This window comes from Streptomyces tubbatahanensis (assembly GCF_022699385.1).
In the GTDB taxonomy this organism is placed as follows: domain Bacteria; phylum Actinomycetota; class Actinomycetes; order Streptomycetales; family Streptomycetaceae; genus Streptomyces; species Streptomyces diacarni.
The window spans coordinates 2,750,361-2,768,090 of record NZ_CP093846.1; the positions used below are offsets into that span (position 1 = coordinate 2,750,361).

Annotated in this window: 14 protein-coding genes and 1 pseudogene; 4 read left to right on the forward strand and 11 right to left on the reverse strand. The window is 71.4% G+C overall.

Annotation, left to right across the window (positions count from 1 at the left end):
• The first annotated feature begins 17 nt into the window (after positions 1-17).
• Entirely contained in the window at positions 18-1,082 is a 1,065-nt protein-coding gene (locus MMF93_RS11840) for a hypothetical protein (RefSeq protein WP_242751285.1), read from the forward strand.
• A 104-nt stretch (positions 1,083-1,186) separates the two neighbouring features.
• On the opposite strand, the gene MMF93_RS11845 is transcribed toward MMF93_RS11840, so the two are convergent.
• Entirely contained in the window at positions 1,187-1,312 is a 126-nt protein-coding gene (locus tag MMF93_RS11845; RefSeq protein ID WP_242751286.1) for a DUF397 domain-containing protein, read from the reverse strand.
• Positions 1,275-2,171 (reverse strand): helix-turn-helix domain-containing protein, encoded by an 897-nt coding sequence (locus MMF93_RS11850; protein WP_423835595.1) that lies wholly within the window; start codon positions 2,169-2,171, stop codon positions 1,275-1,277. The genes MMF93_RS11845 and MMF93_RS11850 overlap by 38 nt, the downstream gene beginning before the upstream one ends.
• Before the next feature lie 158 nt (positions 2,172-2,329).
• Between MMF93_RS11850 and MMF93_RS11855 the strand changes: the two genes are divergently transcribed.
• Positions 2,330-2,566 (forward strand): hypothetical protein, encoded by a 237-nt coding sequence (locus tag MMF93_RS11855; RefSeq protein WP_242751287.1) that lies wholly within the window; start codon positions 2,330-2,332, stop codon positions 2,564-2,566.
• A gap of 135 nt (positions 2,567-2,701) precedes the next feature.
• Here MMF93_RS11855 and MMF93_RS11860 read toward each other — a convergent pair whose 3' ends face one another.
• The 6 genes from MMF93_RS11860 to MMF93_RS11885 all read right to left on the reverse strand — a co-directional run bounded on the left by MMF93_RS11860 (position 2,702) and on the right by MMF93_RS11885 (position 11,844).
• On the reverse strand, positions 2,702-5,068 hold the full coding sequence (locus MMF93_RS11860; protein WP_242751288.1) for an FUSC family protein: 2,367 nt from the start codon (positions 5,066-5,068) through the stop codon (positions 2,702-2,704).
• A gap of 206 nt (positions 5,069-5,274) precedes the next feature.
• Positions 5,275-6,780 (reverse strand): CoA-acylating methylmalonate-semialdehyde dehydrogenase, encoded by a 1,506-nt coding sequence (locus tag MMF93_RS11865; RefSeq protein ID WP_242751289.1) that lies wholly within the window; start codon positions 6,778-6,780, stop codon positions 5,275-5,277.
• 65 nt (positions 6,781-6,845) lie between these two features.
• Positions 6,846-8,732: a 3D-(3,5/4)-trihydroxycyclohexane-1,2-dione acylhydrolase (decyclizing) gene (iolD, locus tag MMF93_RS11870; protein ID WP_242751290.1), complete on the reverse strand. Its 1,887-nt coding sequence runs from the start codon at positions 8,730-8,732 to the stop codon at positions 6,846-6,848.
• Complete coding sequence (gene iolB / locus MMF93_RS11875; RefSeq protein ID WP_242751291.1) at positions 8,729-9,685, reverse strand: 5-deoxy-glucuronate isomerase; 957 nt, start codon at positions 9,683-9,685, stop codon at positions 8,729-8,731. The genes iolD and iolB overlap by 4 nt, the downstream gene beginning before the upstream one ends.
• 4 nt (positions 9,686-9,689) lie before the next feature.
• A complete protein-coding gene (locus MMF93_RS11880) occupies positions 9,690-10,586 on the reverse strand; it encodes a Cgl0159 family (beta/alpha)8-fold protein (protein ID WP_242751292.1) in 897 nt (298 codons plus the stop codon).
• A gap of 202 nt (positions 10,587-10,788) precedes the next feature.
• Entirely contained in the window at positions 10,789-11,844 is a 1,056-nt protein-coding gene (locus MMF93_RS11885; RefSeq protein WP_242751293.1) for a 5-dehydro-2-deoxygluconokinase, read from the reverse strand.
• Between the two features lie 247 nt (positions 11,845-12,091).
• On the opposite strand from MMF93_RS11885, the gene MMF93_RS11890 reads away from it, so the two are divergent.
• The gene (locus MMF93_RS11890) at positions 12,092-12,286 is read left to right on the forward strand and encodes a MerR family transcriptional regulator (RefSeq protein WP_242751294.1); all 195 of its coding nucleotides are present in this window, start codon (positions 12,092-12,094) and stop codon (positions 12,284-12,286) included.
• A gap of 207 nt (positions 12,287-12,493) precedes the next feature.
• Here the strand turns inward: MMF93_RS11890 and MMF93_RS11895 are convergent.
• Positions 12,494-12,898, reverse strand: a pseudogene (locus tag MMF93_RS11895) (DedA family protein); the annotation flags it as partial.
• A gap of 370 nt (positions 12,899-13,268) precedes the next feature.
• On the opposite strand from MMF93_RS11895, the gene MMF93_RS11900 reads away from it, so the two are divergent.
• Positions 13,269-13,487, forward strand: coding sequence for a heavy-metal-associated domain-containing protein (locus MMF93_RS11900; protein ID WP_242751295.1), 219 nt, complete (start codon positions 13,269-13,271; stop codon positions 13,485-13,487).
• Between the two features lie 517 nt (positions 13,488-14,004).
• Here the strand turns inward: MMF93_RS11900 and MMF93_RS11905 are convergent.
• A complete protein-coding gene (locus tag MMF93_RS11905) occupies positions 14,005-15,321 on the reverse strand; it encodes a citrate synthase (protein ID WP_242751296.1) in 1,317 nt (438 codons plus the stop codon).
• Between the two features lie 121 nt (positions 15,322-15,442).
• On the reverse strand, positions 15,443-17,722 hold the full coding sequence (gene recD2 / locus MMF93_RS11910; RefSeq protein ID WP_242751297.1) for an SF1B family DNA helicase RecD2: 2,280 nt from the start codon (positions 17,720-17,722) through the stop codon (positions 15,443-15,445).
• Positions 17,723-17,730 lie beyond the last annotated feature (8 nt).

Sequence of the window (17,730 nt, forward strand, 5' to 3'; positions counted from 1 at the left end):
TGCCAAAGCCTAAACATATGGTCGCTGCGTCCGTCGGTCTCGTCGCGTGCGCGACGGCAGCGCTGCTTGTACAGCAGAAAGTGAGCGAGACAGACTTCAAGCCCATGTGCAGAGGAGTTTTCCAGGAAGACGCTGCGCAAAAGCTGTTCCCGAGTGACGAGGTCAACAGCCAGAGTCCTAGATACGGTGGGGCAGTAGGTTCGCAGGGGCTCCTAGCCGAATGTAAGGCAGCCGCCAAGGACAAGAAGCGGCTCGCGACGATCTCGATCGGCACTGCGGCGACGGCGCCCGGAGTCGTCGTACAAGCCAACCAAAAACCCTTGTCAAATCAGGCAACTTCCACTCCTCTAGGCGCTGGTTGGACCGGGGTGCTGACGGTCGACGGGGTCACCGCCGCGCATGCGACAGTGGTGATGAAATGCCGTGCCGGGGAGCGGGAAAACCTGCTTGTCAATGTCAAGTACGATTTGGCTGGAACAGATACCCACTTCTCTGATAGCGCCGAGGAGCGGCTTAGGCTGGCACAGGCCACCACAGTCGTCGCCAGGAAAGCGGATGAAAAATGGAAGTGCCACGCCGAGTTGGGAAAAGAGGTGCGTCAGGCACCTATCGACATGGTGATGAGCGCACCAAAGCCTCTCTCACAGGCCGCAGGAACGTGTCGCAGTCTTCGGAGTATCGCCCGCGAGGCACGAAAATGGGGAATCACCAAGGCCATCGGCACGGAAACGGTTGCTGACGTTCCCGCGCAGGATTGCCTACTCGTAGATGAACGGGGAGAAAAGGTCTATCGCCTTTCCGCCCTCTACGGTCCCCTTGCCCGGGGGTACTCCATCGCCGCAATCATTGACAAGGTGCCAGGAAAGGCGGGGCGAGACGAGGAGACGCCGGGCTGGGCCTGGTCCACAGCACCGTGTCACGGATCGGAGTCGGCTGCCCTCTTCACAGCTGCCAGCTTGACCCCTCCGCCCGGCGAGGAAGACCGACTCGTAGTAAGTGCCGCCTTCGAACGAAAGTTGCTCGACGCCTTCGGGTCGGACCTCGCGGAGCAGCACGGATGTACAAGTCCTGCCCTACCGTGACGCGCATCTCCCGTCTGACTTCCGAGGCATTGTGTCCGTACTCCGCAGCGCCCGAGAGAGTGTGTTCGCGAGCGACGGGATTGAGGTCGCCATCGGCTGGGCTGTCAGCGCACGCGCCGCGCCCACTCGTTGACGAACACGGTCCAGGCCGCTGCCGAGTACACGAGCGGCGTGCGGGCGGGCGCCTTGCTGTCACGCACCGGGACGATGCCGGGGAATCCGTCCGCCACCTCGACGCAGTCCCCGCCCTCCTTGTTGCTGTAGCTGCTTGCGCGCCAGCACGCGCCGCTCAGGTCCACCATGGTCGTTGTACCCCTCCGCTGCGTCAGCGATCATTCGTGCGGACATCGGTCCGGGGAGCGAATCCGCTCGCCCTTGATCGTATGCCCGGCCGAACGAAGCCACGTCGGACGGTTCTTCAAACAACTGCCCGTGGTCTGAGCCCTCTGTGTAGGCGACTTCGGTACCATCGGGCATCGTCAGGAGGGTGAGGGAGCCTCCCAGCATGGGGTGCGCCCCGGAGCTGAACGGAAGCACCTGCACCGTGTGCTGGTCGCATGCTTCGCGTAGCCGTTCCAGTTGCTCCCGCATGGTCTCGTCGCCACCTACGGGACGCGCGATGACGGCCTCGTCGAGAATCACCGACAGTGCGGGAGCGTCTGCGCCCGCAAGGCGAGCCTGCCGTCCCACACGCAGCGCGACACGTTCTTCGAGCATCTCCCTGCTCACCAGCGTCCGTCCGACGCTCAGTACTGCCCGGGCGTAGGCCTCCGTCTGAAGGAGCCCAGGCACGGCTTGTGCCGCATACGTGCGAATGACGACGGCCCGGGCGGCCAGCTCGATGTAACGCCGTGACCAATCCGGGAAGCTCTCCCGGTACACGTACGGCCACAGGTCGTTCAGCAATCCGCCCGCGCCGAGCGCCAGGTCCAGCGCCGCGGTCAGTTCGGCCGTCGGCCGCGCGCCGGAGGCGCGTTCGATCTGGGCGATGCGGGACTGGGTGACGAACACCTTCCCCGCGAGCTCCTGTTGGCTCCAGCCCCGCAGCTCGCGCAGGCGTTTGAGGTGGGTGCCGAAAAGGACGGCCATGCTCGTGGACGGGTCAGGTCGGCCGTTGGCCATGGGCTTACGTCGGCTCATTACTTCGTCACCACTCATGCTGTCGGTGCTGTCGAGATTACGCGCGGTGACGCACTCTTGAGGTCCGGAAGGGAAATCTCCAGCATTCAAGAGGCATAGAGGCAGCCATGGAACGGGAACGAGCGAGCCGCGAGCAGTGTCTGGACTGCGAGTGGTACCGGACGCAGATCAATCGGGCGGCCGGGGACCCGGAGCCGCGGGCCGACCTGGAGGCGCTGTTCGGAGCACACCTGCGGCACAAGCACGGTGACGGCGAGCACGGTGACGGCAAGCACGGTGACGGCGAGCACAGTGACGGCGAGCGCGGTGAGGCCGCGCGTCGCCGCCCGCTGCGGAGTGTGTGACCGTGTGGGGCGAGGGCGAGCGGGTGCGTGACGAGAAGACGGGGAAGGCGGGGACCGTCGTGCAGGTGACGGGGCCCGCGCCGTTCATCTACCGGGTCATGCTGGAGGCGGCCGCCGATGACGGTGCGCCGCCGATCATGATTTATCGGTACGGGCACCAGCTGCGTGGTGCTCCCGTCCGCGTCCCGAGGAGTCGCGAGGGATCACCGCGTGGGCGAGGTCGTCCAACGCGTCGGTGAGGAGTTCGGCGGTGCGCAGGGCGACAGGGGGCGGGTGGTCGGCCTGTTCCCACCAGCGGGTGAGCGCGTCGTGGACGTCGCCCCACTCGACCGGTTCGCTCGATCGGATGGCGGTGGTGGCGGCGGCGACCGCGGGTGCGAGGGCGGCGGAGAAGTCGACGGCACCGGGGTCTGAGGGGGCTTCCCTGTCGGGGAGGTGCGCCTCCAGCAGCATCGTGGCGCGGCCGAGGGTGACGAGCGCGGACTGGGCGTCGCTGGCGGAGCGGCGGGAGAGCGGGGAGTGGGTGCCCCGGTGGCGTACGGGTTCGGCTTCGGCGCGGTTGACGGTCTGTTCCCAGGTCTGGCGTGCCGCGCGGGTGTCGAGCAGGGCTTCGCGGACCTGGCGGGGGGCGCGTTCGGCGGGTTGGGCGAAGGCGTCCATGACGGCGATGGCGTAGCGGCCCGTGGCGGCGAGCCAGTCGGCGAGCCGGTCGCGCAGCAGGGGGGTTTCCCAGGCGGGGAAGAGGGCGTAGCTGAGCATGGCCAGTACTCCGCCGAGTGCGGTGAGTCCGGCGCGTTCGTAGGCGGTCTGGTACCAGTCGGTGCCCAGGATGCCGAGGAGGAAGACGACGTAGGCGCCGGTGCAGATGGAGGTGATGGCCTGGCCTGTGCGCATCAGCAGGTACATGAAACCGACGCTGACCACGGCGAGGGCCGCGCTCAGGTAGGGGCCCGGGCTCGCGAGTGCCATGACGGTGCCGGCGACGGCGACGCCGAGCAGGGTGCCGACGAAGCGGCCCACGCCGCGTTCGTAGGTGCGGGAGAAGTCGGGCCGCAGCACCATGGCGGCGGTGAGGGGGACCCAGTAGCCGTGTGCGGGAGGCAGCGCGTTGCCCAGGAGGTAGCCGACGGAGGCGACGACGCTGACGCGGATCGCGTGGCGCAGGATCGGGGAGCGCCAGTGGAGTTCGCGGCGGAACGAGCGCACGGCGACGGGTACGAGTCCGGCGAGGGTGGGCATGTGCAGGTGGCGTTCGCGGGCGAGCGCGTGCCCCGCGGCGGGGGTGTGTTTGCCGCCTGCCGCCTTGGTCTCCTCAAGGCGGGCCGCCTCGGCCTCCTCGGCTGCCAGGTCCTCCGGGTCGGGGCCGTAGGGTCCGTCGAGGCTGGCGTCGACGAGGGGCGCGCGGTCGGGGAAGCCGCGGCGGCGCCCCTCGCGGTCGGCCACGTGCCAGGTGACGCGGGCCAGTACGCCGCCGCGGGTGACCTCGACGGGTTCCTGCGCGGCTTCGACGGCGTCGTCGGTGAGCGCGATCAGGCGGAGTCCTGCGCGCCGTGCGGGCCCGGAGAGGACGGGTCCGCTCTTGGGTACGCGCAGGACGTCGAGTGCCTGGTCGGGCAGGCGGACGCGTTCGCCGCGCCGTACGGCGCGGGCGGTGGCGTCCAGCACGGTGGCCGCGGCGGACAGGAGTTCGCGTACCCGGTCGCGTTCGGGTCCGACCATCGGCGCGCCGCCGACGACGGGGTCGGCGAGGGAGGCGAGGACGGGGCGGAAGCGTTCGGCCAGCGCGCGGTAGCCGTGCAACTGGCGGGGGCGGCGGCGGGCTTGGCGGGGGGTGACGTAGGCGGCGCTGCGGGCCTCGATCAGGGGTTCGGGGTCGAAGGGTGCCATCGGGTCGTGCCGCAGCCGGCGGGCGTAGTCGGCGACTCCGGCGAGCGCGTCGGCGAGCGCTTCGCGCCGCTCGCCCCAGGGCCTGATGGGGAACAGCACGATGAGTCCGGCCTGCACCACGCCGCCGGCGGCGATCAGCGCGGCGTGGCTGAGCGCGCCCAGTGTGGAGGCGGGCAGGTGGACGGTGATGAGCATCACGGAGATGTTGAACGCGGCGACCACCCCTGAGGTGGGCCCTATTCCCCACGCCATGCCGGCCAGGAACGCCCACAGGGCGAGCAGCAGCACGAACGCCCACGGCCAGCCGACGAGCAGGTAGCCGAGGAAGGTGGAGATCGCCAGTCCGGCGGAGGCGGCCAGCGCCAGCACGGGCCGGGGCCGCCAGCTGCGCTGGAAGGTGGCGATGCCGGAGGCGAAGGCGCCGAAGGCGCTGGAGACCGCGAGTTGCGGCGTGCCGATGAGCAGCGCCAGCCCGACCACGACGCCCACGCCGCACGCGCCGCGTACCGCTATCAGCGGCGTCAGCGACGCGCGCTCCACGGTCAGCCCGGAGCGGGCGGTGTCCTTGAGCGCCCGGAGCCAGGCCAGCGGTGCGGCGTTCATGTTCCCGAGCATGCGATCGAGGTTACCGAGAAAGAGGGGTCATGTGCCGCCTGAGCAGGCGCTCCCCGCCGTGGCGGACCAGGGAAGCTGTGCCACGGCGGCCGGCGGAAGCTCCACCGTGGCGGACCACGGAGGCTCCGCCGCCGTCCGTGGCGGACGGCGGCAGGGCAGGGCAGGGCAGGGCAGGGCAGTCCAGGGCGGGGCGGCCCTACGGGTGGTCAGTGGTTGCTCGGGAAGCCGAGGTTGACGCCGCCGCTGTCTTCCGGGTCGGGCCAGCGGGTGGTGATGACCTTGCCGCGGGTGTAGAACTGCACGCCGTCGTTGCCGTAGATGTGCAGGTCGCCGAAGAGGCTCTGCTTCCAGCCGCCGAAGGAGTGGTAGCCCACGGGCACCGGGATGGGCACGTTGACGCCGACCATGCCGGCCTCGACCTCCAGCTGGAAGCGGCGGGCGGCGCCGCCGTCGCGGGTGAAGATGGCGGTGCCGTTGCCCCACTTGCTGGCGTTGATCAGGGCGATCGCCTCGTCGTAGGTCTCGGCGCGCACGACGCTGAGCACGGGGCCGAAGATCTCGTCGTCGTAGGCGGCCATGCCGGGGGTGACCTTGTCGAGGAGGGAGACGCCGAGGAAGAAGCCGTCGGCGCACTCGGGGTGTCCTGCGACGCTCAGCCCGGTGCCGTCGACGACGACCTCGGCGCCCTGGGCCGCGGCGCCGGTGACGTAGGAGGCGACCTTGTCGCGGTGCTCGCGGGTGATGAGCGGGCCCATCTCGCTGGCCGGGTCGGTGCCGGGGCCGATGCGCAGCGCGCGGGCCCGCTCGGCGATCCGGGCGACGAGCGCGTCGCCCGCGTCGCCGACGGCCACCACGACGGAGACGGCCATGCAGCGTTCGCCCGCCGAACCGTAGGCGGCGCTCACGGCGTTGTCGGCGGCGTGGTCGAGGTCGGCGTCGGGCAGGACGAGCATGTGGTTCTTGGCGCCGCCGAGCGCCTGGACGCGCTTGCCTGCGGCGGTGGCCTCGGCCTGCACGTGGCGGGCGATGGGCGTGGAGCCGACGAAGGAGACGGCGGCCACGTCGGGGTGGGACAGCAGGCGGTCGACGGCCACCTTGTCGCCGTTGACGACGTTGAGTACGCCCTCGGGCAGCCCCGCCTCGGCGGCCAGCTCGGCGAGCCGGTAGGCGGCCGAGGGGTCCTTCTCACTGGGCTTGAGCACGAAGGTGTTGCCGCAGGCCACCGCCAGCGGGAACATCCACATCGGCACCATCGCGGGGAAGTTGAACGGCGAGATGCCCGCGACCACGCCGACCGGCTGCCGGATGGAGGAGACGTCGACCCGGGTGGAGACCTCGGTGGACAGCTCTCCCTTGAGCTTCTCGGGGATGCCGCAGGCCAGCTCCACGATCTCCATGCCGCGGGCGACCTCGCCGAGCGCGTCCGCGTGCACCTTGCCGTGCTCGGCGGTGATCAGCGCGGCGATCTCGTCGCGGTGTGCGTCCAGCAGGGCGCGGTAGCGGAAGAGGAACGCGGTGCGCTTGGCCAGCGAGGAGCGCGACCACTCGCGGTAGGCGGTCTTGGCCGCGGCGACCGCCGCGTCCACCTCGTCCACGGAGGCGAGGGCAACCTGGGTGGGCTGGGCGCCGGTGGCCGGGTTCCAGACGGGTCCGACGGTGCCGGAGGTCGACTCGTACGGCTTGTTGCCGATCCAGTGGCCGAGGGTCTTCATGGGGCCGGGACCTTTCTTGGGACGGGGTTGTGCCGGCTGCCGGCTCGCGCTGCCGCCGGTGGCTGTCACAGGTGGTGGCGCCGCTGGGCGCGTTGCCGCTCGTACTCCTCGCGCGCCGCGCGGGCGGCCGGGCGCGTGGAGGTCTCGGCGACGGCCACGTCCCACCAGGCCTCGGGCCCCGGCGCCGGCACGTCGGGCTCGGTGTCGGTCTCGACGTACACGCAGGTGGGCCGGTCGGAGGCGCGGGCCGCCGCCAGCGCCTCGCGCAGCTGTGCGCAGGTGGTGGCGCGGTGCACCTCCATGCCGAGCGAGGCGGCGTTGGCGGCGAGGTCGACGGGCAGCGGGTCGCCGGTGTAGCCGCCGTCCCGGTCGCGGTAGCGGTAGGCGGTGCCGAAGCGTTCGCCGCCGGTCTGCTCGGACAGGCCGCCGATGGAGGCGTAGCCGTGGTTTTGGACGAGGACGACGTTGAGGGGCACGCCCTCCTGGACGGCGGTGACGATCTCGGTGGGCAGCATCAGGTACGTGCCGTCGCCCACCAGCGCCCACACGGTGCGCTCCGGGTCGGCCAGTGCGACGCCGAGGGCGGCCGGGATCTCGTAGCCCATGCACGAGTAGCCGTACTCGACGTGGTACTGGCGCGGTGAGCGGGTCCGCCACAGCTTGTGCAGGTCGCCGGGCATCGACCCGGCCGCGTTGAGGACGACGTCCTGGTCGCCGACGACGGAGTCGAGCGCGCCGAGCACCTGCGTCTGGGAGGGCCTCGCGTCCGCGTTGGGGGGGTGCGGCGCGAACGCCTCGGAGACGGTGCGCTCCCAGGCCTCCTTGGAGCGGGTGTACTCGGCCTCGTAGTCGAACGAGACGCGGTGGCCGCGCAGCGCGCCGGTGAGCGCTTCCAGCCCTGCGCGCGCGTCGGCGACGGCGGAGAGGCCGGCCATCTTGTGCCCGTCGTAGGCGGCGATGTTGAGGTTGACGAAGCGGGCCGCGCCGGGGAAGAGGGTGCCCGAGGCGGTGGTGAAGTCGGTCCAGCGGGTGCCGACGCCGACGACCAGGTCGGCGGTGCGCGCGAGCGCGTCGGCCACGGCGGTGCCGGTGTGCCCGATCCCGCCCACGTCGCACGGGTGGTCGAACCGCAGGGAGCCCTTGCCCGCCTGGGTGGAGGCGACGGGTACGCCGGTGACGTCCGCGAAGGCCCGCAGCGCCGCTTCGGCCTCGCTGTGGTGGACGCCGCCGCCGGCGACGACGAGCGGCCTGCGCGCGGTACGGACCGCCTCGGCCGCCGCGGCCAGCACGTCGGGCTCCAGCGCGGGGCGGCCCACCCGCCAGGTCCGTTCGGCGAAGAACTGCTCGGGCCAGTCGTGGGCCTCCGTCTGCACGTCCTGCGGCAGCGCGAGGGTGACGGCGCCGGTCTCGGCGGGATCGGCCAGCACCCGCGCGGCACCGAGCGCGGCGGGGATCAGCGCCTCGGGACGCAGCACCCGGTCGAAGTAGCGGGAGACGGGGCGCAGCGCGTCGTTGACGGAGAGGTCGCCCGCGTAGGGGACCTCCAGCTGCTGGAGGACGGGGTCGGGGGCGCGGGTGGCGAAGACGTCGCCGGGCAGCAGCAGGACGGGCAGCCGGTTGAGGGTGGCCAGCGCGGCTCCGGTGACCAGGTTGGTGGCGCCAGGACCGATGGAGGTGGTGACGGCCTGCGCGGACAGCCGGCCCCGGTGGCGGGCGAAGCCGACGGCGGCGTGCACCATGGCCTGTTCGTTGCGGCCCTGGTGGAAGGGGAGCGGCGCGCCGGGGCCCTGGCCGCTCTCGACGAGGGCCTGGCCGATGCCGGCGACGTTGCCGTGTCCGAAGATGCCCCAGCAGGCGTCGATGAGGCGGTGCCGTTGTCCGTCGCGCTCGGTGTGCTGCGCGGCGAGGAAGCGTACGAGGGCCTGTGCGACGGTCAGCCTGACGGTGGTCACCGCTTCGTCTCCCCTTCCCGCGCACCGGCCCGCGCCTCTTCGGGCGAACTGGCGTGCGATGCTGCGGAATCCTTCGCCTCGTACAGCGGAAGCCTGGGATCCACAGGTGTTTCGGCCCACGTACCACGAATCCACGCGTGGTCAGGATGGTCGCAGATATGCCACGCGCGATCCACCCCCGGACCGGCCATCACGTTCAGGTAGTACATGGCGTGTCCTGGCGCGGCCATGGAGGGGCCGTGCCAGCCGTCGGGGATCAGCACGGCGTCACCGCCGCGCACCTCCGCGAGCACGTCGGTGCCGCGCCCGCGGCCGCTGGGGGTGACGCGCTGGTAGCCGACGCCTTCGGTGGCCCCGTGCGGCGCGATCTCGTAGTAGTAGATCTCCTCCAGCTCGCTCTCGACGCCCTCCCGCGCCTCGTCGTGCTTGTGCGGCGGGTAGGAGGACCAGTTGCCGCCGGGGGTGAGCACCTCGACGGCGATGAGCCGGTCGGCCTCGAACACGTGCGCGGCCGCGAAGTTGTTGACCTGGCGCGAGCACTGCCCGCTCCCCCGCAGCTCGACGGGGACGTCCTCGGCGGCGCCGTAGCGCACCGGCAGCCGCCGCTCGCAGCGCGCACCCGTCAGCGCGAACCTGCCGCCCGCCGCGCTGCTGAGCGTCACCTGTGCCTCACGCGGCACGTAGGCGAAGTCGCTGACGGCGGCGAACACGCTCTCCCTGCCGTGCAGGCGGAGCGTCTCCCCCTCGGCCTCCACGGTGCAGCCGCCGGACAGCGGCAGCACGATCCACTCGCTCTCGCCGGTCTCCCACGCGTGCGAGCCGCCCGGCTCCAGCTCCAGCACGCGCAGCGAGGAGTAGCCCCAACCCGCGCTGCGCGGATCGACGTCGAGGGCGTAGGGGCCCGACGCTGCCTGCCCCGCCCGCAGATGGAAACCGTTCGTGGTGTCTGTCATCTCGTCACGACCCTTTCGTCAGTCCGACGGCGGTGTCCACGGCCGCGCTGACGTCTGAGTCAGCCGGGTAGAGCAGAGAACGCCCGACGACCAGCCCGCGCACCGTCGGCAGGCTCAGCGCCCTGCGCCACTTCTCGTAGGTGCCCTCCTGATCGCCGCTCACCTCGCCACCGAGCAGGACGACGGGCAGCGCCGAGGTCTCGCACACCCACGCCATGTCCTCGGGGTCCGCGGTGACCGGCAGCTTGAGCCAGGTGTAGGCGGACGTACCGCCCAGCCCGGAGGCGATGGCGACCGAGCGGGCCACGGCAGGGCCGCTCAGATCGTTGACCAGCCTGCCGTCCACCCGCCCCGCCAGGAACGGCTCGACGAAGACGGGCAGCCCGCGGGACGCCATCTCGTCGATGGCGCGCGCGGTGGCGTGCAGCGTCCGCAGCGAGCCGGGATCGCCGTAGTCGATACGCAGCAGCAGCTTCCCCCCGTCGAAGCGCAGCCGCTCGATGTCCTCAGGACGGTGCCCGGTGAACCGGTCGTCCAGCTCGAAGTCGGCACCCGCCAGCCCGCCCCTGTTCATCGAACCCAGCACGACCTTGTTCTCCAGCGCCCCCAGGAGCAGCAGGTCCTCCAGGATGTCCGCGGTCGCCAACACCCCGTCGACACCGGGCCGGGCAAGGGCGATGACCAGGCGTTCGAGGAGCACGGCGCGGTTCGCCATGGCGAGCGCGTCGCCCCCGACGGCCAGCGCGCCGCGCGCCGGATGGTCCGCGGCGACGATCACCAGCCGCTCGCTCTCGTCCACCAGCGGACGGCGCGCACGGCGAGCCGCCGCCTCGGCGATGGCCTCGGGATGCCGGGTGCGCACGGACGCCAGCTCCGAGAGGCTGACACTGCTGCTGGCCAAGGTGGGCTCGCTTTCGAAGAATCATCGAAGAAATCTGCGAAGGGGCTGCGCAGGATCTGCGAAGGGTCTGCGCGGGGTCCGCGACGGGTGGGGGGCAGGGCGGCGCACGGGGACACGGCGGATCCGCGACACCGCGGGGCGCGGAGACCGCGGCTCGGCGACACCGCGCACCGGAACGGCACCGCCGCGGTAGGGCGCCCGCTCAACCGCGCAGCAGCTCCTCGACCTCGGACGCCGCCGGCATCGCGGAGGAACAGGCCAACCGCGAGGCGACCAGTGCCCCGGCGGCGTTGGCGTACCGCATCAGGTACTCCAGGTCCCAGCCGGCCAGCAGCCCGTGGCACAGGGCGCCGCCGAACGCGTCCCCGGCGCCCAGCCCGTTGACGACCTCCACCGGATGCGGCGGCACCTGCGCGACCGATCCGTCCGCGTGGAGGGCCAGCACGCCCTCGGGACCCAGCTTGACGACGGCCAGCCGGGCGCCGGCCGCCAACAGGGCCTCGGCACAGGCGCGCGGTTCGCGGACCCCGGTGGCGACCTCGCACTCGGCGAGATTGCCCACGGCGACGGTGGCGCGGGCGAGCGCCGCACGGTAGTGGGGGCGGGCCTCCTCGGCGGCCTGGGCCACGCTCAACTCCCCCTCGACGCCGGCGCCCCAGAACATGGGCCGCCAGTCCAGGTCGAAGACGGTGGCGACGGCGGCGCCCCGAGCGCGCGGGCCCGCAGCCGTGCCAGCCGCGGTGCTCTCCGGGGTCCGGTCTTCCGCGCGTGCCGCCAGCGCGGCGAGGGTGGCCGTACGGCTGGGTTCCGCACACAGTCCCGTGCCGGTCATCCAGAAGATGCGGGCGGCGGCGACACCGGCCAGGTCCAGTTCGTCGGCCCGCAGTTCGAGGTCGGGCGCCTTGGGCCGGCGGTAGAAATAGAGCGGGAAGTCGTCCGGCGGGAAGATCTCGCAGAACGTGACCGGGGTGGGGTAGCGCCGCACGGACGTCACCCACCGGTCGTCCACGCCGAAACCGCGCAGCGCCTCGTGGCAGTAGACGCCGAACGGGTCGTCACCCGTACGCGTCACCACCGCGGTGGAGCGGCCGAGCCGCGCGGCGGCGACGGCCACGTTGGTGGCGGACCCGCCGAGGAACTTCCCGAAGCTGTCCACGTGCTGGAGCGGCACGCCGGTCTGGAGGGGGTAGAGGTCGACCCCGATGCGGCCCATGGTGACCACGTCGTGCGGGGTGACCACGTCGTGCGGTGCGGTCATGTATCGCGTCCCCTCTCCTCGGCGGGTGCGTGCCCGGCTCATCGTCCGCCGCCCCGGAGACACCTGTCAACAGTTTGTCCTTACATATTGACCTACCCTCCTGCCCTTCGGTGCGCCCGTCACCAATGTCACGGTTCCACGGGCCAGCTGTCACAGGGCGCCCACAGCGCCCCGCCGAGGATCACTCCGCGTCGTTCACCCCACACAGGCTGACGGCCTGCCCACCAGCCAACCTGGGAGGTGCGAGATGGCCGACCGACGGCTCTGGTCGTACAAGGAGATCGCCGCGCACATCGGCGTGCAGCCCGACACCGTGCGCTCCTACAAGAAACACGGCCTCCTACCGCCGCCCGACCTCGTGGAGGGAGGTAAGCCCTACTGGTGCGCCGACACCATCCGCGACTGGGTCACCCGCAGGCCGGGACACCGCGGAGGCCGCTGAGGCGGACCGCCCGGAGGACCCGCCGAAGGGTTCACCAAAGGACCCGCCACCGTGGGGCGGCACCACTCGTGCCGCCCCACGGGCGCGGCGCCGCAGCCCCCACCGCACCAGCGCGGCGCACCCCGCCAGCGCCCCGGAGGCGCCCACTCCGACCAGCGCCCCGGGCAGCGCCCCCGCGAACGCCCGCCCGCCCCAGTAACCGATTCCCACCGCGTACCCGGCCCACAGCAGCTCCGCAAGCCCCGCACCCAGCAGGAACCGCCGGGCCGGATAGCCGGCGGCACCCGCGGCCAGGCCGCCCAGCAGACGCCCGCTGGGCAGAAAGCGGACGACCAGCACGAAGGGCACGCCGTGCCGCCACACGCGCTCCGCCGTCCAGTCGAACGCGGCCCTGCGGCGCGGACGCGCGCTCAGCAGGGCGTCGAGGCGCCGACCCGCTCTCCGGCCCACCCCGTGGACGACCGCGTCTCCCGCCAGCGCGCTGCCCGCCACGGTCAGCAGCACCAGGGGAAGGGAGAGCCGGCCCTCGGCGGCGAGCGAGCCCGCCGTGGCGATCAGCGCGACGTTGGGAACGAGGGGCGGCAGCGTGGTGAGCGCGAGCAGCACCACCATCCCCCACAGTGCGCTGTCCACACCCCTCACCCGCCCTCCGCCCGTGCGCCCGTCGCACCGGGCGTCTTTCACCTGTCAGAGCAAGCTGACAGGCCCCCGGAGCGGCGGCACAACGCCCCGACGGCCATGCCCGGGGAATCTCAGGGGGCGCCTGGACGCCCCCTCAAGGTGCCCCCTTAGGGGGCGCGGCTCCTGCGGCCGGTGCGGCAGGAACACGGCCGGTGCGCGGCAGGAGCGCGCTTGGCGCATACCCTCTAGGGGTATAAAGTCGGCCTCGCGCCCGCCACCCGGCCCCTCGGGGGCCACCCGTGCGAGCCCCCACTGAGCACTCCGTACGGACACCCCGTACCGCGAGAACGAGGAGTCGGCCATGAGCACCGTCACGACCACGTACAAGGTTTCCGGAATGACCTGCGGCCACTGCGAGGGCGCGGTCTCGGAGGAGATCTCCCGGATCGAGGGCGTCTCGGCGGTGCGGGCCCAGGCCGCCTCGGGACAGGTCGCCGTCACCTCCAGCGGTGAACTGGACGACGCCGCCGTACGCGACGCCGTCGACGAGGCCGGCTACGAACTGGTCGGTCGCGCCTGAGAGCACACCGCTGGACAGCGACCTGAGGACACACCTCTGGACAGCGAAAAGCGCCCCATCGGCCGAGTCCCCCCACGGGCCCGTCGACGGGGCGCTTTCTCTTCCCGGTCATGGATTCCCCCCACGGGATCCTGGCCGGGCGCTCTTCGGGTGACCGTGCGGGCCGGGAGGCCGCTCAAAGCTTCCCGCACACGTTCACCGTTTCTTCACCTCACATCCGTCCCCCAAGACGGACACGAAGTGCGGCGGCGACTCCGCCGGGAGGCCGACGCCACCCGGTTAGACCCCCGAACCCCGCCGATGGTTACCCCCCAATTTCTGTGACCTACGTCTCTTTCGCAACTCTCACAAGCGGAGGGCGGAGATCCGGACACGGAAGGCCCACGCCGCACAACCGGAAGGCCCCGGTCCGCGAGGACCGGGGCCTTCCGAGAGAGCCGAAGAGGGCCGAAGAGGGCTGCCCGGGGGTCGGGGCCGAGGAGGGGAGACGGCCCGCCCCGCCGGGCGACGGCTCGCCTCAGCGGGCCTCGACCGGGACGTACTCGCGCTCGACCACACCGGTGTAGATCTGCCGCGGACGGCCGATCCGGGAGTTCGGCTCCTTGATCATCTCGTGCCACTGGGCGATCCAGCCCGGCAGCCGGCCGAGCGCGAACAGCACGGTGAACATGCTGGTCGGGAAGCCCATGGCCCGGTAGATGAGGCCGGTGTAGAAGTCCACGTTCGGGTAGAGCTTGCGCTCGACGAAGTAGTCGTCGGAGAGCGCGTGCTCCTCCAGGCGCAGGGCGATGTCCAGCAGCTCGTCGCTCTTGCCGAGCGCCGAGAGCACGTCGTGGGCCGCCGCCTTGATGATCTTCGCCCGGGGGTCGAAGTTCTTGTAGACGCGGTGGCCGAAGCCCATGAGCTTGACGCCGTCTTCCTTGTCCTTCACCTTGCGGATGAAGGTGTCGACGTCGCCGCCCGCCGCCTGGATGGACTGGAGCATCTCCAGCACGCTCTGGTTGGCACCGCCGTGCAGCGGGCCCCACAGCGCGTTGATGCCGGCGGAGATCGAGGCGAACATGTTCGCCTGCGAGGAACCGACCAGGCGCACCGTGGAGGTCGAGCAGTTCTGCTCGTGGTCGGCGTGCAGGATCAGCAGCTTGTCGAGGGCGTTGACCACGACCGGGTCGAGGTCGTACTCCTGCGCGGGCACCGAGAAGGTCATCCGCAGGAAGTTCTCGACGTAGCCGAGGTCGTTGCTCGGGTAGACGACCGGGTGCCCGATGGCCTTCTTGTAGGCGTAGGCGGCGATCGTCGGCAGCTTGGCCAGCAGCCTTATGGTCGAGAGGTGCCGCTGCTCCTCGTCGAAGGGGTTGTGGCTGTCCTGGTAGAACGTCGACAGGGCGCTGACGACGGAGGAGAGCATCGCCATCGGGTGGGCGTCGCTCGGGAAGCCGTCGTAGAACCGCTTGACGTCCTCGTGCAGCAGCGTGTGCTGCGTGATCTCGTTCTTGAACCCGCTCAGCTCGTCGACGGTGGGCAGCTCGCCGTTGATCAGCAGATACCCGGTCTCCAGGAAGGTGCCGCGCTCGGCGAGCTGCTCGATCGGGTAGCCGCGGTAGCGCAGGATGCCCTGCTCACCGTCGAGGTAGGTGATGGCCGACTTGTAGGCGGCGGTGTTGCCGTAGCCGGAGTCCAGGGTCACCAGACCGGTCTGGGCACGCAGCTTGCCGATGTCGACGCCACGGTCGCCCACCGTGCTCTCGACGACCGGGTAGCTGTACTCGCCGTCTCCGTAGCGGAGTACTACGGATTTCTCGCTGTCGCGGTTCTCGCTCACGTCATCCCTCACCGACGTAGTGCCTCTTCTTCGAGGTGCCCTGGCTTCTTCCACTCTCCCTTATCCAGCGCTGTGCGGTGCACTGGGGGTCAGCCAGAGGGCTCCATGGTGGCACGGAGTGCCGCCCATCTAGCTATCCTGCACCCTTCTGGCCGTCATGGTCACCCCCCGGAACCCTTCCCGCCTCTCGGGGCGGCCTGCGTCCGGCCAACCGGTGATCGAGCGCCGTGCACCGCCGGCCGGCCGAGACGGTGCGCACCGCCTGGCCGAGTGCCCTGCGTGAGCCGACCAGAACCACCAGCCTTCTGGCCCGCGTCACCGCCGTGTACAGCAGGTTCCGCTGGAGCATCATCCAGGCGCCGGTGGTGACCGGGATCACCACGGCCGGGTATTCGCTGCCCTGCGAACGGTGGATGGTGACCGCGTAGGCGTGGGAGAGCTCGTCCAGCTCGTCGAAGTCGTAGCCGATCTCCTCGTCCTCGTCGGTGCGTACCGTCAGCCGCTGCTCGTCGGCGTCGAGCGCGGTCACGACACCGACCGTGCCGTTGAAGACGCCGTTGGCCCCCTTCTCGTAGTTGTTCCTGATCTGGGTGACCTTGTCGCCCACCCGGAAGACGCGGCCGCCGAACCGCTTCTCGGGCAGCCCGGGACGGGCCGGGGTGACCGCCTGCTGGAGCAGCCCGTTGAGAGCGCCCGCACCGGCCGGGCCGCGGTGCATGGGGGCCAGCACCTGCACGTCGCGCGGGTCGAGCCCGAACTTCGCCGGGACGCGGCGCGCCGCCACGTCCACCGTCAGCGCACCGGCCGCCTCGGTGTCCTCCTCCACGAAGAGGAAGAAGTCGCTCATCCCCTCGGTCAGCGGCGGGGCGCCCGCGTTGATGCGGTGCGCGTTGGTCACCACACCGGACTGCTGGGCCTGGCGGAAGATCCGCTTGAGCCGCACGGCCGGCACGGGCCCCCCGTCGGCCAGCAGGTCGCGCAGCACCTCGCCGGCGCCGACCGAGGGCAGCTGGTCCACATCGCCGACCAGCAGCAGGTGTGCGCCCGGCGGCACCGCCTTGATCAGCTTGTTGGCCAGCAGCAGGTCGAGCATCGAGGCCTCGTCCACCACCACCAGGTCGGCCTGGAGGGGGCGCTCCCTGTCGTAGGCCGCGTCGCCGCCCGGCTTCAGCTCCAGCAGCCGGTGCACGGTGGAGGCCTCGGCGCCGGTCAGCTCGGCCAGCCGCTTGGCCGCCCGGCCCGTGGGAGCGGCCAGCACCACGCGGGCCTTCTTCGCGCGGGCCAGCTCCACCACCGAGCGCACCGTGAAGGACTTGCCGCAGCCGGGACCGCCGGTCAGCACCGCCACCTTGCTGGTCAGCGCGAGCCTGACCGCCTCCTGCTGCTCCGGCGCGAGCGCGGCGCCCGTACGGGAGGCGAGCCAGCCCAGCGCCGCCTCCCAGTCCACGTCCTGGAAGGCGGGCAGCAGGTCCTCGGGCGTGTGCAGCAGCCGGTGGAGCTGGGCGGCCAGTGCGCGCTCGGCGCGGTGGAAGGGGACCAGGTAGACGGCGGTCAGATCCCGCTCGGGGTCCTCGGGATCCGGCACCGCCTCGCGGACGACGCCGCCCTCCTCCTCGTCGGCGGCCAGCTCCCCCAGGCAGTCGATGACCAGGCCGGTGTCGACCTGGAGGAGTTTGACCGCCTCGGAGATGAGCCGCTCCTCGGGGAGGAAGCAGTGCCCCTGGTCGGAAGACTGCGAGAGCGCGTGCCGCAGCCCGGCCTTGACGCGCTCCGGGCTCTCGTGCGGGATGCCGACGGACTGGGCGATGCGGTCGGCGGTCAGGAAGCCGATGCCCCACACGTCGGCCGCGAGCCGGTAGGGGTTGCCGCGCACCACGGAGATCGACGCGTCGCCGTATTTCTTGTAGATGCGCACGGCGATGGAGGTGGAGACGCCGACGCCCTGGAGGAAGACCATCACCTCCTTGATGGCCTTCTGCTCCTCCCAGGCGGCGGCGATCAGCGTGGTGCGCTTGGGACCGAGCCCGGGAACGTCGATCAGCTTCTTCGGGTCCTCCTCGATGACCTGGAGGGTGCGCACGCCGAAGTGGCTGACGATCCGGTCGGCGATGCGCGGCCCGACGCCCTTGACGAGCCCCGAGCCCAGGTAGCGGCGGATGCCCTGGACGGTGGCGGGCAGCACCGTGACGTAGTTGTCCACATGGAACTGGCGTCCGTACTGCGGGTGGGAGCCCCAGCGGCCCTCCATGCGCAGCGACTCGCCTGCCTGGGCGCCCAGCAGCGCGCCGACGACCGTCAGCAGGTCACCGGCGCCGCGGCCCGTGTCGACGCGGGCCACCGTGTACCCGTTGTCCTCGTTGGCGTAGGTGATGCGCTCCAGTACCCCTTCGAGCACGGCAGGCTGGTACGTCATGCATCGAA

Coding starts and splice junctions, on each gene's coding strand:
- MMF93_RS11860 (WP_242751288.1), bottom strand. CDS start 5,068: ATGCTCGGGAACATGAACGCCGCACCGCTGGCCTGGCTCCGGGCGCTC.
- MMF93_RS11850 (WP_423835595.1), bottom strand. CDS start 2,171: ATGGCCGTCCTTTTCGGCACCCACCTCAAACGCCTGCGCGAGCTGCGG.
- MMF93_RS11900 (WP_242751295.1), top strand. CDS start 13,269: ATGAGCACCGTCACGACCACGTACAAGGTTTCCGGAATGACCTGCGGC.
- MMF93_RS11855 (WP_242751287.1), top strand. CDS start 2,330: ATGGAACGGGAACGAGCGAGCCGCGAGCAGTGTCTGGACTGCGAGTGG.
- MMF93_RS11885 (WP_242751293.1), bottom strand. CDS start 11,844: ATGACCGCACCGCACGACGTGGTCACCCCGCACGACGTGGTCACCATG.
- recD2 (WP_242751297.1), bottom strand. CDS start 17,722: ATGACGTACCAGCCTGCCGTGCTCGAAGGGGTACTGGAGCGCATCACC.
- MMF93_RS11865 (WP_242751289.1), bottom strand. CDS start 6,780: ATGAAGACCCTCGGCCACTGGATCGGCAACAAGCCGTACGAGTCGACC.
- MMF93_RS11840 (WP_242751285.1), top strand. CDS start 18: ATGGTCGCTGCGTCCGTCGGTCTCGTCGCGTGCGCGACGGCAGCGCTG.
- iolB (WP_242751291.1), bottom strand. CDS start 9,685: ATGACAGACACCACGAACGGTTTCCATCTGCGGGCGGGGCAGGCAGCG.
- MMF93_RS11890 (WP_242751294.1), top strand. CDS start 12,092: ATGGCCGACCGACGGCTCTGGTCGTACAAGGAGATCGCCGCGCACATC.